12 protein-coding genes and 1 pseudogene are annotated in these 15,711 nt (G+C 37.3%); 8 read left to right on the top strand and 5 right to left on the bottom strand.

All coding sequences use genetic code 11. The features are described 5' to 3' along the window. Nucleotides 1-11 precede the first annotated feature (11 nt). Nucleotides 12-1,313: an ABC transporter substrate-binding protein gene (locus IGI67_RS20070; RefSeq protein ID WP_429959015.1), complete on the bottom strand. Its 1,302-nt coding sequence runs from the start codon at nt 1,311-1,313 to the stop codon at nt 12-14. Between the two features lie 530 nt (nt 1,314-1,843). Here IGI67_RS20070 and IGI67_RS20065 point away from each other — a divergent pair. Further along, nucleotides 1,844-2,824: a LacI family DNA-binding transcriptional regulator gene (locus IGI67_RS20065; RefSeq protein WP_429959014.1), complete on the top strand. Its 981-nt coding sequence runs from the start codon at nt 1,844-1,846 to the stop codon at nt 2,822-2,824. 138 nt (nt 2,825-2,962) lie between these two features. Here the strand turns inward: IGI67_RS20065 and IGI67_RS20060 are convergent, their stop codons facing one another. Continuing rightward, a complete protein-coding gene (locus IGI67_RS20060) occupies nt 2,963-3,316 on the bottom strand; it encodes a hypothetical protein (protein ID WP_429959013.1) in 354 nt (117 codons plus the stop codon). A 308-nt stretch (nt 3,317-3,624) separates the two neighbouring features. Between IGI67_RS20060 and IGI67_RS20055 the strand changes: the two genes are divergently transcribed. From IGI67_RS20055 to IGI67_RS20045, 3 genes are all read left to right on the top strand, one after another. Then, nucleotides 3,625-4,122 (top strand): MarR family winged helix-turn-helix transcriptional regulator, encoded by a 498-nt coding sequence (locus IGI67_RS20055; RefSeq protein WP_207110383.1) that lies wholly within the window; start codon nt 3,625-3,627, stop codon nt 4,120-4,122. After that, nucleotides 4,119-5,513 (top strand): MATE family efflux transporter, encoded by a 1,395-nt coding sequence (locus tag IGI67_RS20050; RefSeq protein WP_429959012.1) that lies wholly within the window; start codon nt 4,119-4,121, stop codon nt 5,511-5,513. Before IGI67_RS20055 ends, IGI67_RS20050 begins: the two co-directional genes overlap by 4 nt. A gap of 389 nt (nt 5,514-5,902) precedes the next feature. Next, complete coding sequence (locus tag IGI67_RS20045; RefSeq protein WP_429959011.1) at nt 5,903-7,996, top strand: LTA synthase family protein; 2,094 nt, start codon at nt 5,903-5,905, stop codon at nt 7,994-7,996. Nucleotides 7,997-8,252: 256 nt separating this feature from the next. Here the strand turns inward: IGI67_RS20045 and IGI67_RS20040 are convergent, their stop codons facing one another. From IGI67_RS20040 to IGI67_RS20030, 3 genes and pseudogenes are all read right to left on the bottom strand, one after another. Continuing rightward, a complete protein-coding gene (locus IGI67_RS20040) occupies nt 8,253-8,900 on the bottom strand; it encodes a GNAT family N-acetyltransferase (protein WP_429959010.1) in 648 nt (215 codons plus the stop codon). A 356-nt stretch (nt 8,901-9,256) separates the two neighbouring features. Next, the gene (locus IGI67_RS20035; RefSeq protein WP_429959009.1) at nt 9,257-9,973 is read right to left on the bottom strand and encodes an ABC transporter permease; all 717 of its coding nucleotides are present in this window, start codon (nt 9,971-9,973) and stop codon (nt 9,257-9,259) included. Between the two features lies 1 nt (nt 9,974). Then, nucleotides 9,975-10,689: pseudogene (locus IGI67_RS20030) on the bottom strand (ABC transporter ATP-binding protein). A 450-nt stretch (nt 10,690-11,139) separates the two neighbouring features. On the opposite strand from IGI67_RS20030, the gene IGI67_RS20025 reads away from it, so the two are divergent. The 4 genes from IGI67_RS20025 to IGI67_RS20010 all read left to right on the top strand — a co-directional run bounded on the left by IGI67_RS20025 (nt 11,140) and on the right by IGI67_RS20010 (nt 15,697). Continuing rightward, complete coding sequence (locus IGI67_RS20025; RefSeq protein ID WP_429959008.1) at nt 11,140-11,349, top strand: DEAD/DEAH box helicase family protein; 210 nt, start codon at nt 11,140-11,142, stop codon at nt 11,347-11,349. Between the two features lie 96 nt (nt 11,350-11,445). Continuing rightward, on the top strand, nt 11,446-12,657 hold the full coding sequence (istA, locus tag IGI67_RS20020) for an IS21 family transposase (RefSeq protein WP_429956901.1): 1,212 nt from the start codon (nt 11,446-11,448) through the stop codon (nt 12,655-12,657). A gap of 8 nt (nt 12,658-12,665) precedes the next feature. Continuing rightward, complete coding sequence (gene istB, locus IGI67_RS20015; protein WP_429956808.1) at nt 12,666-13,460, top strand: IS21-like element helper ATPase IstB; 795 nt, start codon at nt 12,666-12,668, stop codon at nt 13,458-13,460. 50 nt (nt 13,461-13,510) lie between these two features. Then, nucleotides 13,511-15,697 (top strand): DEAD/DEAH box helicase family protein, encoded by a 2,187-nt coding sequence (locus IGI67_RS20010; RefSeq protein WP_429959815.1) that lies wholly within the window; start codon nt 13,511-13,513, stop codon nt 15,695-15,697. The last annotated feature ends 14 nt before the right edge of the window (nt 15,698-15,711 follow it).

Below are 15,711 nucleotides of genomic sequence, written 5' to 3'. Positions count from 1 at the left end.
TTGTTCTTGTCTTACTCTATGATGGCCTCAATTTCGACTTTCGCATCTTTAAGAGCATCTTTAGGTGTTGCTTTTCCAGATAACGCTGACTGAACAGCTTTAGCCAGCACTTCTTCAATTTCTGTCCAATAAGGAGTAGCAGGCCTATTTTGAGAATATTCATTATCTAATGTTTCTAATACAGCTCCAAGATGTTCATCGCCCGCTTGTGTTTCATATTTTTCATATACAGATGTTCTACCTGCGATCTTCAATGATCCTTCTGTCATGTATTTCTCGTTATTGTCATACATAAATTTCAGATATTCGATTGCTGCCTCTTGGTTTTCAGAATTTTTCATCACACATTGATACCACGGTCCTGTTGTAGCTGCTACACCAGCAGAACCACCGATCATTGGTGCTACGCCAACTTTGTCCTTATTCAGTTCATAAGCAGCCGGATATTGATGGCTCCAGTTTAATTGCATCGCAAGTTTTCCATTATTAAACATTTCTTGAGCCTCAGTGGATGCAACTGATAATGTTTCTTCAGGTGCATAGCCCTTCTTATAAAGATCGCATAGATATTGCAACGCATCGACATATGGCTTTTCATCAACCAATACTTTATTTTCCTTACCTAAAACTAACGGTTTTGCTCCAGCCTGTGACGCTTGATCAAGGAAGCTACAAACTGTATCTCCCGATGCCATTCCGAAAACAGCTGTTCCATACATATCATCTTTAGTAAAGAATTCCGCGCATTCTTTGTATTCTTCCCAAGTAGTAGGGACTTTTAAATCATGACCATATTTCTTGTTGAATTCTGATTTATTTTTCTCGTCTTCAAACAGATCTTTCCTGTAAATGAGTACCTTACTATTGATCCACATTGGGAGACCTAGCAACTTATCATTTAATGTTCCACCTTCTTCAAGTGTCGGAAGGAAATCAGAAGTGATTTTATCATCCACAGATTTATTAAGTGGGGTTAATGCGTTTTCAAAAGCAGATAACCATAGGACGTCCAGACAAACAACATCATGGGCCGCCGATTTTGATTTCACTTCTGTCGAAACCTTGTCATACATTCCAGAATACGGAACTGAATCAACCACAACCTTATACCCTGTTTCTTTTTTGAAAGCATCAGCAGTACTATTAGCAATCTTTTCAGCAGGACTTCCACTTTCTACAAGGACTGTAATTGTCTTGTCCTTTCCTGCTTCTTTCCCTCCCGAACCATTTCCGCAAGCAGAAAGTACTAATGTACTTACCAATGTCAAAGCAGCTAAAGCAAACACGCCAAATCTCTTTTTATTCTTTTTCATTTTTCCACTACCTTTCTTTTCTACCATTCCAAAATAAAAAACAATTATTCCGACAATACACTCAACCTAATACTGAAATCCGTTTTATAAACCGTTTTCATTATAAATCCATACGCAGTGTTAAAAAGGCCCCGAATTAATCTAAGTTGAATCAGTACCTCCTTTTCATCTTTGTAAGCTCTTTCTATCACCCTACGCCGTAAGTATAAAATATGAAATTATCAATGTCAAACGTTTTCAAAAATATTTTCTTTGATATATCAAAATGATATCGCAAATAAAAAATATTTGAACTAAACCTAGCTCTCCAAATGAAATCCACCTATGATGTAAACTTTATTAGTTAAAAAAGTTTTGATAATGAAATTTTAATGACGCGTTTTAATGAAAATATTTTCATAACTTGCTTGAAATAATCTACTCCACATTGTATGATAGCCGTATGATAACTAGATGGTCATTTGCATCCGCTTCCAGATGAAGCATTAATGAGTTACGTATACCATCAGACAAAGAGAGGCTGCACAAATATGGATAAAGTGGGAATAAAGGCAATCGCAGAAAAAAGTGGTGTTTCCCTAACTACTGTTTCAAGATATTTTAATAAACCCGAGTTGCTATCACAAAAAACCAAAGATAAAATACAAGCAGTGATTCAGGAGTTAAATTATAGTCAAGATAATGTTGCCAGAATATTAGTGACAGGCAAGTCAAATCTTGTAGGAGTCATCTTCCCTCAGCTGCACCTTAGCTTCTATACAGAATTGCTGAATCAGCTCATTCAATTTGGAGAGGAAAAAGACTATAGTTTTATTGTTTATACCTCAAGAGATACGAAAGAGGCAGAATTAAATGTCATCGATATGTTAAAGTCTTATCGCGTAAAAGGAATCATTTTATTAAGTCATATTTTGGATTCCAAGGACATTGAGCAATTGGACGTTCCTATCATCTCGATTGAGCGTGCTGGCGGAGATTTTTGCCAAATCAATAACGATAATTACACAGGTGGTAAGCTTGCTGGGGAGAAATTAATGAATGATGGATGTGAAGTATTAGTCCATATTAATAACGGGTACTATGAAGACTGGCCTTCCTTTAAACGAATTGTAGGTTTTGAATTTTCAGTAAAGGATACGCTTCATGAAACAATTATTCGTAAGGAATTGACCGATCCGTATTCTGAAGAAGCATCCACCACTATGTCTACAGTTTTAGATGATCTCCTTAAAAAATATCCTAATAAAAAAATGGGTGTTTTTTGTTCAAACGATGATATTGCAAATATGCTTCAGAGAGACTGCATTCGAAAAGGGGTTAAAATACCAGAAGATTTAGAAATAATCGGGTATGACAATTCCCCTGTATCTGACAACGCTATCTTCCCTATCACTTCTATAGATCAAAATATTCCATTGATGGCTGAGATAGCAGTTAATTCTTTAGACACTTATATTCCACATGAAAATGTAGTATCAGCTAAATTGATAGAAAAAGGAACAACATTATAGAACTGATTACTTTTTTTATAAACAAGCCTCCAAAATCTTACTCTGAGATTTTGGAGGCCATTTTTAAATAATTTAGGAATACTTTAATATCAGGTCCAATAGATGGCCCCTGTGAAATATTGCTTTATTCACACTTCTCTAGTCGCTCAATGGTTTTTCTCCAAGATGCCAGTTCATGTAACTATTTATATCTTGAATCGAATCAACCACTCTATCCCTGTGCTCACTGCTATTTTTCAATAATTCCAACAGGATTGGTTTAACAATGTGCTTTTCTAATTTACCTTTTGAATGACTATCTTCACCAAGTCCCATCAAAGGGTCTTTAATTTTCAATCCTGCTACAAATACTGCAATCTCTTGATTCACATTTGAAAGCATTGAAAAAGGTAAGATCATAGCATCGTAGCCAAAAATTATAAGATCTTTTTCTTCCTCATCTTTAATTAGCGTAACATGATTATTAAGATTTTTTACTATCTTATACTGCATAATCTTTCACCCTCACTTACATCTTTCTAATAGAAAATTTTACCCTACCAGTCTATTAATAACCACCTTCCTCAATGCATAAAAAAACGTCACCAAGCAGACTATAGTTCCAGTTATGTGCCTTAAAGAAATACACAAATCTTTATAAATTGCACCTCACTAATCAAAGATATTTTGAGTTAACTAGATTTATCGCAACCACTTATTCTGCAGTTAATAAGTGGTCAAGTATAGAAAAAACATTGACATCCGTACGAAAAATGAGTAACATTTTTTAGTATGATTTCGTACTAATATGGAGGTAAAAAATGAACAACGCAAAAGAAATTCGATTTTTGTTCCATGCTACTCTTAACAGCCGTGATGAGCTCTATCGAATGGCAGGAAAGGCTTTTGGTTTATCCGAATGTACATTTTGGATACTGTATTACATGCGGCAATCTGAAGAAAAAGTCACACAGAAAGCTGTCAGCAGCTTCATACATCGGCCTAAGCAGACCGTGCATTCTGCTCTGAAAAACATGATAAAATCTGGACTGATAGAACTTGGCGACTACAACGGGAAACGACACAAATACATCACTCTAACAACTAAAGGCGTCGCAGTAGCAGAACAAACCGTTGATCTGGTTTTAGCTGAGGAAACGGCTGCTTTTGAAGACATGGACAGTAAGGAAAGGGAATTGCTGCTTTCTTCTCTTGTAAATTATTCAAACAATTTAACGACAAGAATGAGTAAATTCAGAAATGCCAAAGAGGTTAGTGAAAGTCTAATGATTAATCTTCAGGAGGATTTTTCACTATGAGAAATAAGCAAGAACAAGCAGTTAAGCCGCTGAAAAATAGCATGGGAACTTCTCCTATACTTCCTTTAATTGCTAAAATGTCACTACCCCCTATGCTCTCCATGCTGATTGGTTCGCTGTATAACATTGTGGACAGTATATTTGTTGCAAAACTCGGTGAAAAAGCATTGACCGCAGTATCATTGATCTATCCCCTTCAAACGCTGGCACTGGCCTTTTCTGTCGGCATGGGTATCGCTATCAATGCGATATGTGCTCGGTATTTAGGGGCAAAAGACCGTGACAGCGCAACTTCTGTGGCATCTGTGGGTCTAACACTCGCATTGCTTCAATCTTTATTGTTTGTTATTATCGGCGTTTTCTTTATCCCAGCTTTTTTGAAATTCTTTACAACTGATGAAATCATTTTGAACTATGGCGTTCAGTATGGCGTGATTGCTGTGACTTTTTCATTTGGCCAATTTGTTCTGATTGCAATCGAGAAGATGTATCAGGCCGTTGGGAAAATGTTGCTTCCTATGTTGATGGCAACGGCTGGCGCTATCATCAATATCATTCTTGATCCGATTTTGATATTTGGTCTTTGGGGATTTCCCGCTATGGGTGTGACCGGTGCGGCGATTGCCACAGTTATTGGTCAGGTGATACCTGCTCTTATCTATGTCCTTATGATATTCAACACTAAAAAAGAGATTTATGTCACATTGAAAAAAATGCGTTTGCGCAGTGCCCTAGTGAAACAGCTCTATGTGTTAGCCATTCCAGCCACACTCACACTATGCCTGCCATCTCTGCTGATTTCCGCAACCAACTCGATACTGGCTACTGTTTCGCAGACAGCGGTAGCATTCTTTGGCATTTACTTTAAGCTGCAAAATTTCATTCTAATGCCAGCAAATGGGATAGTACAGGGAATTCGGCCAGTTATCAGCTATAACTATGGCGCAAAAAATAATAAACGAGTAAACGACACCTTATTTACCGCTGGTAAAATGATAGCGATCATAAATACGCTCGGCACTTTGCTTTTCCTTTTGTGTCCTCAACTGCTCTTATCTATGTTTGACGCAAATCCAACGATGTTAAATATGGGCGTGACGGGGCTTAGGATTTTGTCCTTTACCTTCATCCTATCCACCGCAAGTGTTGTCATGTCTGGCGTTTTTGAAGCTCTTTCTCTAGGGAAATGCTCTTTGCTTATTTCGTTGGTAAGACAGTTTGTCATTACGATCCCCGCAGCGTACCTCCTGATTAAAGGGGTGGGGCTATCCGGTGCGTGGGTTGCCTTTCCTCTTGGAGAGTTTGCGGGAATTGTCATAACGGCTATTCTCTACTTTACCTTTTATAAAAAGGTGCTTGCGAACAATAGCCGCAGCACCATGGTTTCTTAGACTGGTAAAAAAATGCAGCCCCCCTTCTTTGCTAAAGAAGAATGAAAGCAGGAAAGTCTCAAAAGGACTTCCTGCTTATTTTTTTGATGTTTCGCAAGTCAAAGCTGCGGATTCTCATGTGCTTCATGCTGAAGAAACCAGCTATGCGTTTGCGGCTCTACAATATGCATTCACAAGACTATTTTCTTGTCATTCCGAATACCGATATCGGATGAAATAAGCTTGAGTAAATTCGCTTATGCCGCCGGGGCTTTATTGAAACTACTCATTTTCTATACATTATAATTATAAAAGTTACTTAAGTATCACACCTCACTTAGGAAAACCTTTACATAGCTGTCCAGTCTTCGGTACAATTAACTAATTACATAGCTTTTAGGAGGTCTGTTTTGACTAAACACAAACTGAATTCACGCTTCGGCTTTTTCCTATTACTGACAATTTTACTGTGGGCAAAAAATTTATTTGCTTATTCTGTCGATTTTGATTTGCGCTTGGATAATGCCCTTCAGGTATTTATCCTGCTGATCAATCCCATAGCGACAACGATGCTTTTTTTGTCGATTTTTCTCTTCATCAATCGGACTCGGCCTGCCTATATTACCGGCTATCTCATTTATTTATTACTAAGTATCCTGCTGTTTGCGAACGTTATCTATTACCAAGAATTCACTGATTTTCTGACTATTGATACGATTTTAGGGGCTGGTAAAGTCGCAAACGGTCTTGGTGAAAGTGCGATCCGTCTCTTCAAGCCTCATCACATGCTCTATTTTCTAGATTGTGTCGTTGTGCTTGTTTTGTTTCTTTTAAAGAAATTGCCCTTCGACACTCGCCCAGTTCGAGCAAGGTTTGCTTTTTCAGTGACGATCGCGTCTTTGCTATTTCTATCTGGAAATATTATTTTGGCAGAAACAAGCCGCCCAGGTTTATTAACTCGAACCTTCTCCAGAGACTATCTCGTAAAATATTTAGGAATCAACGCCTATACTGTCTATGATGGTGTCAAGACGTATGAAGTCTCTCAGATTCGCGCTCAAGCGAGTCCGAATGATATGGAAAAGCTCGTAGAAAAGCTTCGGCAGCAGCCAAAAGAAACAAACGCGGAAACGTTTGGAATTGCGAAAGACAAGAATATCATCTATGTCCATTTAGAAAGTGCCCATCAATTCCTGATTGACTACAAGGTGAAGGACGAAAATGGCGAAGAGCATGAAGTGATGCCATTCGTTAACAGCTTATACCATAATAACAGCTCCTTCAGCTTCGATAATTTTTACCATCAAGTAGGCGCTGGTAAAACGAGTGATGCAGAAACTTTATTGGAAAATTCACTGTTCGGGCTAAACCAAGGGGCACTCTTTTCTCAATTAGGCGGAAAAAATACATTTAATGCCGCGCCTGCGCTTCTCGACCAAAAGCTTGGCTACACGACAGCCGCTTTCCACGGGAATGCCGGAAACTTTTGGAATCGAAATGAAACCTATAAAAAATTTGGCTATCAGCATTTTTTTGATTCAAGCTACTACAAAATAAACGATGGAAATTCCTTCCAATACGGATTGCATGACAAGCCCTTTTTCCAACAATCCGTCAAATATATGGAACATCTGCAGCAGCCTTTTTATGCGAAGTTTCTCGCGGTTTCCAATCACTACCCATTTTCTGAGCTGCCCGACACGGAACTCGGCTTCCCAAATGTCGATACTGGAGATTCAACGATCGATGGCTATTTCGCGACAGCTAATTACACAGATACTGCCATCAAGGAGTTCTTTGACTATCTAAAAGCCAGCGGACTCTATGAAAATTCTATGATCGTTTTGTATGGCGATCATTACGGTATTTCGGATTCTCGAATCAAAAAGACGAAAGAATTATTCGGCAAAGAGGATTGGACGACCTTTGATACGATGCAAGCGCAAAAAGTGCCGTTGATCATCCATATCCCCGGACAAGACAAAGGAACTGTCAACCATACCTACGGCGGACAGGTTGACTTGCTGCCGACACTTTTAAATATGATCGGCTATGATTCGGAAAATTTGATGCTGCTGGGAAATGATTTACTTTCGCCAAACAGAGAACAATTGGTCGTCTTCCGCAATGGAAATTTCGTTTCGAAGGATTACTCGTATCACAAAGGCGACGTCTACGATAATCAAACCGGAGAACTGCTAAACTTTAGCCAGCCAGAAGTTTTCGAAGAAGCAAAAGAAGTGAAAAAGAAGGTCGACGAGCAGCTCGCCATCTCGGATCAAATCAACAATGGCGACTTGCTGAGATTCTATCATCATAGCGGACTCAATCCAGTCAAAACAGAGCAGATCAGCTACAAAAATTCGCTGGACACGCTATTAAGCATTGAGAAAAAGCTGGGCGACCACTCAACGAGCGTCTTTTCTACAAACGGTGGACGCTCCACAGAAGAGCTGTATAAAACGAAATCCTATGAGGAGTATGCAGAGGAAGCAAACAAATAGAATCACCATTTGTGCTTGACGTTCTATGAAATGTAAAATACAAAATTTCGTCAAACTTTAATAGCCGAACGGCCATGCCCTATCTTTCATGATAGCTGCAAAGTCGTTCGGCTTTTGTATTTTGATTCATTTTTTAGAGACTTTCGAATCATTCTCTATTTTTCATTAATTAAAGAACGTTTTATATGTTTTAATCTCTTTCTACTCTTTTTGCTAATTCTCTATCAAAGCAATTCATTTATTGTCCATATTTCAATTAATACTCATGATTATCGATTTCACTTACTGCCTTTTCAAAATCTAACTGATGCGCTAAAAATTCCTTTTCTTTTGGTGGAAACGTTTTGTCAAAATCATCTAAAAATGATTCATCTGGATACATTGCTTCTGAAAAATGGACGCTACCACTTATCCCATCCAATGCTCCTTCAAATAAAGGTAGTGCCATAACGCCAGTATAAAATTTACCATCAGGCATAGATATATTGTATTTCTTTGTGCCGACAAATCCATACGGGTGGTAATGATACGTAAATCCTCCGAGGATGATCGCATTAAACCCTAGCCTTTTCGCTTCAACAAGAGAATGCTCAATTAGCATCCGACCAAACCCTTGTCGATGATACTCCGGTGAAATACTAACTGGTCCAAAGGTAATAATTGGATGTTCAACACCGTCTTTATCGATCACTTTAGCTTTTGTGTAGAAAATACTACCGATTATTTGATTGTTTAGTTCAATAACAAATGACAATTCAGGAATAAAATCAGAATGCTTTCTAATGTTGTGTACAATCAAATGCTCCACTGCTCCTGGGAAATATAAATTCCAAAATGCGTCCCGCGTGATTTCTTCTACAATCCTATAATCTCTTTCTTCTTCATGTCTAATAATAGTAGTCATTATTTTCCTCCAAGTACTATTTATTTTTACAAAGAGATACCTGTCTAAATAATCCAACCATCCAAGTGAATACCAAAAAGACGATAGCTTTATACTATCGTCTAAGATTACAAAAATCCTATTATCCGACAGATATCGCTTCTACAAGCACAACAAATAAACCAAGGTTTATTTGTTATTCAGCTTATTGATTAGATACCTGCGACACTCACCAGACATACTCCATTCATTTTTAGATGGTTCGATTATTTTCGAGATAAGTGTAACAAATGAGCATAGTTATTTCAATCATTCTCTCAGTAAGATTTATCTATTCTTTTTTTGCATCATTAACAATTAGCTATATGCAACTGCCTTTATTCCCATCTAAAATAGCGAACTGCAATGAAAATACCAATAATGGAAATAATTGTTAATAACAGAACCATATAAAATATCCCACTTTTTTCTTGAAAAGTAATAGCCTTTAACAATTTAATTCCTTGCGTTAACGGCATAATATCTGCCACTCGCTGTAACCCTTTAGGCATAATTTCATAAGGGACTGTCGCTCCTGATAAAAAGAACATAGGAAAAAATATTGCTGAATTTATAGCACCCGTTGCCTTTTCACTCGGAGACAGACTTGCAACGATCAAACCAATAGCATGAATTGAAATCATGACTAGAAGATAAGCTGGAATAAATTGCAGCCAATTGCCTACATAAGAAAAATGAAAGAAAACAACTAATACGCCTAATAATAAAAGCATCGATACAATACTGATCGTAAAACAAAAAAGTAAATGGGCCAAAAGCAATTGAATTGGGCTAATTGGAGTTACTTGATATCTTTTCAAGATTTTTCGTTCGCGATAGGAGGATAATGCTAAAGGAAGCCCCATCACACCTGCTGAACAAATCCCTACTGTCGATACAGATACAATAGCTGTATTCAACGCATCATTACTAGAGTCCATAAATCCCATAAGACAAACAATACCAATCGGAACAAATATTCCAAAGATGATAGAAGACATTTCTCTGATCGACAGCTTTGCCTCTGATTTATACAATAACCAAAATGTTTTCATCTCAATATTCCTCCCCAATAAGCCCTAGAAAGGCTTCTTCAAGATTGGCTTTTTTACTTTCTACTATGATTTCTGCTACTGTACCACTAGCTATTTCTTTACCATCTTTTAGTACTAAAATATGATCACATAATGTTTCTACTTCATCCATATAATGTGAAGTCAGGAAAATAGTCACTCCTCTTTCCTTGAGCATCAGTAAGTAACGCCAAACTTCTCTTCTCGCTTTAGGATCAAGTCCCGTTGTCAGCTCATCTAAAAATATAATCTCTGGATTTCCCATGATCGCTAATACAATGCATAGCTTTTGTTTTTCTCCGCCTGATAATGTGGCCAAAAATGCATTCAATTTTGTTGAAAGACCAAATTCATCAAGTGTTTTCATCCAATCAATTGGCCGTTTATATAAAGAATGAGTAATTTCACAGATTTCTTTGACTTTCAACTGATTTTGAAAGGCTGATTCTTGAAATTGGACACCTACATATTGAAAGAGCTTTTTTCGTTCTTTTGCCTAACAAGGTGATATTTGCGGAATCATAATTTTGTGTGCCTAAGATACAGTCGATAGTCGTCGATTTTCCTGCACCATTATGACCTAACAATCCAAATATCGTTCCTTTCTCCACAGTAAAACTAAGTTTGTCAACTGCACGTTTCTCACCAAATGTCTTAACTAAATTTTTTACTTCTATTGCTTTGTTTTTGATAACCATTTTTTACCTCCAATCATTTTTCTGTGTTTATTCTAGCTAAAAATGATTGAATGGTGGTTCAGTGGAGAGTTTTCAATAATGTAAAATTTCAAAACATAAGCTATACTGTCCTGCAAGATTGATAGAGCATGAGGTAATGGTTCAAATAGATAAGTCGACCAAAGAAAACATAACGTTAATGAGTGTAACGGTTGCGGAAATTTTTTTACTATAAGAGGATAGTCTAAAAGCTTAATATCTAAATATAGTGAACCTCGTAGCCTTCTGGGAACAACGATACCATGGAAATCTATGTATTGCTCAGAGGCAAAACTATAAAAAACGTTTCATACAGTTGGTCTCGCCCCCCTCTAAAACTGGAACCCCACTCTTCTTTTTAAAATAAATTTATGATAAGCTGAGAAATAATTAAAAACCTACTTGCAAAAAACAAACTTTTTGAGGAGAAAAATGGTGCCGACTATCGAGTTAAGAACCTATCAACAACGAGTAATCGATCAATTAGTTAATTATTTGGATAATAACAGTATCCATATTGTCGCTCCACCCGGATCAGGCAAAACAATCCTAGGGATAACGATTATTGATAAAATACAGAGAAAAACATTAATTTTAGTTCCCTCCTTACTGTTGAAAAAGCAGTGGATTGATACGATGTGAATCCCGACAGTAGAATGTAAGAAAATGCCGACGAGAAAAATGGTGTTTTTCTTACATTTTTTAGTACACTGGTTTAAAAACAATCAGGAGGATTTTATGCGATCAGATGTACGTGAAGGAGTTCAAATTTATATTATGAGTGATATTAAACCTAATTTTACCCATTTAGCTAGACAGTTCGAATGTGATCCACGCACTGTCAAACGTTATTACGAAAACAATCTATCTAAAAAGAAAGCTGCACCGAAAAAACGGCCAAGCAAATTAGATCCTTTTCGGTCAATTATTCAAGAGAAAGTTGAACTAGGCTGTTCTGCTTCAGCGATTTATCGTTTTATCAAGAAGAAAGGTTACGAAGGGAAGGATTCTATTCTAAGAGATTACTGCAGCCAATTGCGAAAAACACACATTCAGAAAGCGACGATCCGAATTGAAACCCAACCAGGTTTGTCTGCACAAGTTGACTGGAAAGAAGATCTTGTCCTTTACAATCGTTCGGGTCAACGGTTTCAAATCAATTTATTTTTATATGTTCTAGGCTTTTCACGTTGGAAGTATATCGAGTTAACGCTAGACAGAAAACAAGATACATTACTTCGTTGTTTGAACAATGCCTTTCTTTCTTCAGAAGGAATTCCTCATGAAATTTGGTTTGATAATATGCGTACTGTTGTTGATCAAAGTAGAACGCAGTTTAGAAAGGTCACTTGGAACCAAAGGTTCTATGAATACAGTAAAGACGCAGGATTTAAACCAATTGCCTGTCGACCTTATCGTCCGCAAACAAAAGGGAAAGTGGAAGCCTTAGCTCGAACGGTCGAGCAACTAAAAGTATACAATGGCGAATTTGATACATTGGAGGATTTGATTGATCTTGTTTTTGAATTCAATGAAGAGCTTAACAAAGAAACTTCTCAAGCAATTGAGGGTCCACCAATACTGAAATTTACTGCACACGAAAAAGAGCACTTATTGCCCTTTGATTCGAAATTACTAACGACCTACACACAAGATATCCTCTCTCGTAAGGTATCCAAAGAATCGCTCGTGATTTATCAAAAGAATAAGTACTCTGTACCCGTTCGCTATATCGGCAAGACAGTTTCTCTCCAAGCTGTTGCCGGCGAACTTACTATTCATTATAACGGCGAATGTATTCAAAGACACCTTTTAAGTCAAAAAAAATTTAATTATCATTCAGATGATATGCAGGAAATTTTAAAGTCCGACATTTATCGGTCAAAATCGGATGAAGAAATTGCACACTATGTTCAAGAAAATTTGAAACTCTACGACGAGTTCTATTAGGAGGCACCATGTCACAATACCAAGAGTTACTAGATAATCTAACAACGTTAAAGCTAGATCAGATCAAAGAATATCTCCCTCATTTTTTAGAATCTGAAAAAACAAAAGAACTGTCCACAATCGATATTCTTTATTCATTAACGGAACGGGAATTAGCGTTTAGGAAACAACGGGCGGAAAAAATGAATATCAAAACGTCCCACTTCCCCTATGAAAAACGGATGTCCGATTTTGACTTTGACTATCAGCCGAGTGTAAACAAACGGCAACTGCTGGACTTATCCAGCCTGCATTTTATGGAACGGCAAGAGAACATTTTATTTATCGGCAGCAGCGGTGTTGGCAAAACACATTTAGCAACGGCGATAGGTATGGAAGCTTGTCGCCAACGAATCAGCACCTATTTTATTACGTGTAATGAGTTGATTCAGCGATTGACAAAAGCCTATCAAGAAAACCGGCATGAAGCATTAATAAAAAATTACTGCCGATATAAACTACTCATTATCGACGAAATTGGTTATTTACCGATTTCAGAGGTTGGTGCAAATCTTTTTTTCCAGTTAATCACCAGGAGATATGAAACGAAATCGACGATTATTACAACGAATATCCCATTATCAAAATGGGGAGCAGTATTCTCAGACCCAACATTAGCAAATGCCATATTGGACCGATTGGTCCATCACTCTCAACTAATCAAAATTACTGGGAGATCTTATCGCATGAAAGACTACTTGCTTGATAAGGATGTTCTTCAGGCACCTACAGATGAGAAAGGGAAGAAAATCGGTAAAAACTAGCATATTTTCACCGGCAAAAAATTACATTTGAAAATCGGGATTGACATACGATCCAAGAATATTATCCTCAATGGGAAATATCTGAAAATCTGCTTCAACCAGCTCAAATTACTATCACTACCTACCAAGATTTATTTAGTAAAGGAAAAGAGTGGAAGCGTTACTTTGAAGAATATGGCATTAATTTTCTTGTGCTAGATGAATCGCATCACTTAAAGAAACGTTGGTCTGACCTCTTGCTACATTTGCGAGAACATGCGAATGACTTGCAAACATTAGCCTTAACCGCAACACCTCCGTTCGACGCGAATCAAAAAGAGTGGAAAAACTACATTCGATTGACGGGAGCGATTGATGAAGAAATCTCTGTTTCCGAGCTGATAAAAGAAGAGGTACTCGCCCCTTATCATGATTATATCTACTTAGTACCTGTGACAAATGAAGCACAGGGACAATTCTCAGATTTTTTAGAGAATCAAAATCAAATCGTAGCTAAGCTTTGTTGTAATCAAGAAGTAACTGATTATCTGTTAGCACAAGAATTTATTCAACAGCCTTTGAATTGTACGGCGTTTATCTATAAAAATTTTGACGTTTATTTGAGTTGTCTATTCTACCTGAATGAGCAGCATTACCAAATTGGCAGGGATCACTGGAAGGTTTTAGGGACAAAACGAAAAAAATTTGAAATTCCTCAACAAACAAGAAACAGTATCATCGATTTATATCAATATTTATATCATGAAAATCCACGCTTAGATATATTTAACTATTTATCAAAAACAGGCTGGCTATACAACGATAAGCTTAGGCTATTTCCAAACTTTGAAGGCACGAATCAAGCAAACATCCCTTTAGTAAAAGAAGCGATCCAGCATATTGTTATAAAAGAAGAGAGCTATTTAGGAAGCATGCTGCGTGGTGTGCTTTTATTCGATCATATCAAAAAGGATGTTCTAGATGGGAAAGAAGGCTACTTAGAATATGGTGTTGCACCAGCATTTTTAGCTTTCAAGGACTTGCTTAAACCTGAAACTTCTCTAGCTGCTATTTGTGGAGAATTCCTCATTATTAGTCAGGAGGTTTATCAGAATTACTTCATAAACTACTCAGCATTTCAGAAAGAGAAAAATCTAGCCAATTATGTTTATCTAACCATGACAGACAAAAACCAGAGCAGTTTATTATCCCTGACAACACAGCTTTTAGATTCTGGAATTCTCAATTTATTAATTGGGACTGTCAGTTTGTTGGGTGAAGGATGGAATTGTCCTTCGATTAACACCATAATTATGGGGAACGTGGCGGGTTCCTACGTACAAACCCAGCAGATTCGCGGTAGAGGATTACGTAAAGATGTAAAAAGAAAGCTGACGAATATTTGGCATATTGGAGTAATCTATCCGAATATTCCGTTAGCAGAACAACCTTCCTTCGCTTCCATTTTTAAACGTTTATCATTTATCGAAGGCCTAAATTTGCTAACGGTACCGCTGGTTTCAACGGGTAGTGAGCGATTTGAATTACCGGATATTCCGGATATTCAAGCCATAAACGGCTATACGCAACACAATCTTTATCAAGCTAAGGAACGTGAAAAGTATTTTGCACTATGGAGTGATGCTTTAAAGCAAGGAACTCGTTTGGCAATGCCCCTGTTTATTCGAAACCAGTCTGCAGAAAAAGAATTGGATGTTAAAACAACTACCTTTAAGAATAGAAAAGAAAAATCGCTGAACTTCTTTCAATCTCTGCTTCGCGGGAATCTAGCGTTCTATTTTAAAGAACAAAAGAAGAGAAGGCTTTGGCGAAATTCTTGTCAAATCCAACAAAAAGTAGTTCAAACGATTTATCAGTTACTAATAAATGAAGGTCTGCTATCTGAAAAAATTCCCTTAACAATTAAGTGGGATGAGACTGTCTTCTCCTGTGAAGTTACTGCCAGCTATCATCAGGAAAAGCTATTTAATAACTTAGTTAGCGAAACATTGGGTGAAATCGAGAATCCCAGGTATCTTTTAAAAATTAAACATGCCTACTTTGCAGTCCCCGCTCGTTACAGCAAGAATAAAAAGGATGCTCAGTCTTTCTTAGCAGAGATTCAAAAAAGCTATTCATCGGCAGAAATTTTCTATTCGAAGAACCTTGCTGGTCGGAAACACCTGATTAATGCACGATTAAATACTTTGTTTAATCCTGATAATTTAGAAATTATCGAGCAGAAAATTTGGCATTAAAGGGGCACTGGAAC

It is taken from the genome of Enterococcus sp. AZ196 (genome assembly GCF_050498845.1).
Classification (GTDB): Bacteria; Bacillota; Bacilli; order Lactobacillales; family Enterococcaceae; genus Enterococcus_A; species Enterococcus_A murrayae.
This window is presented reverse-complemented; position numbering and strand designations above follow the sequence as displayed.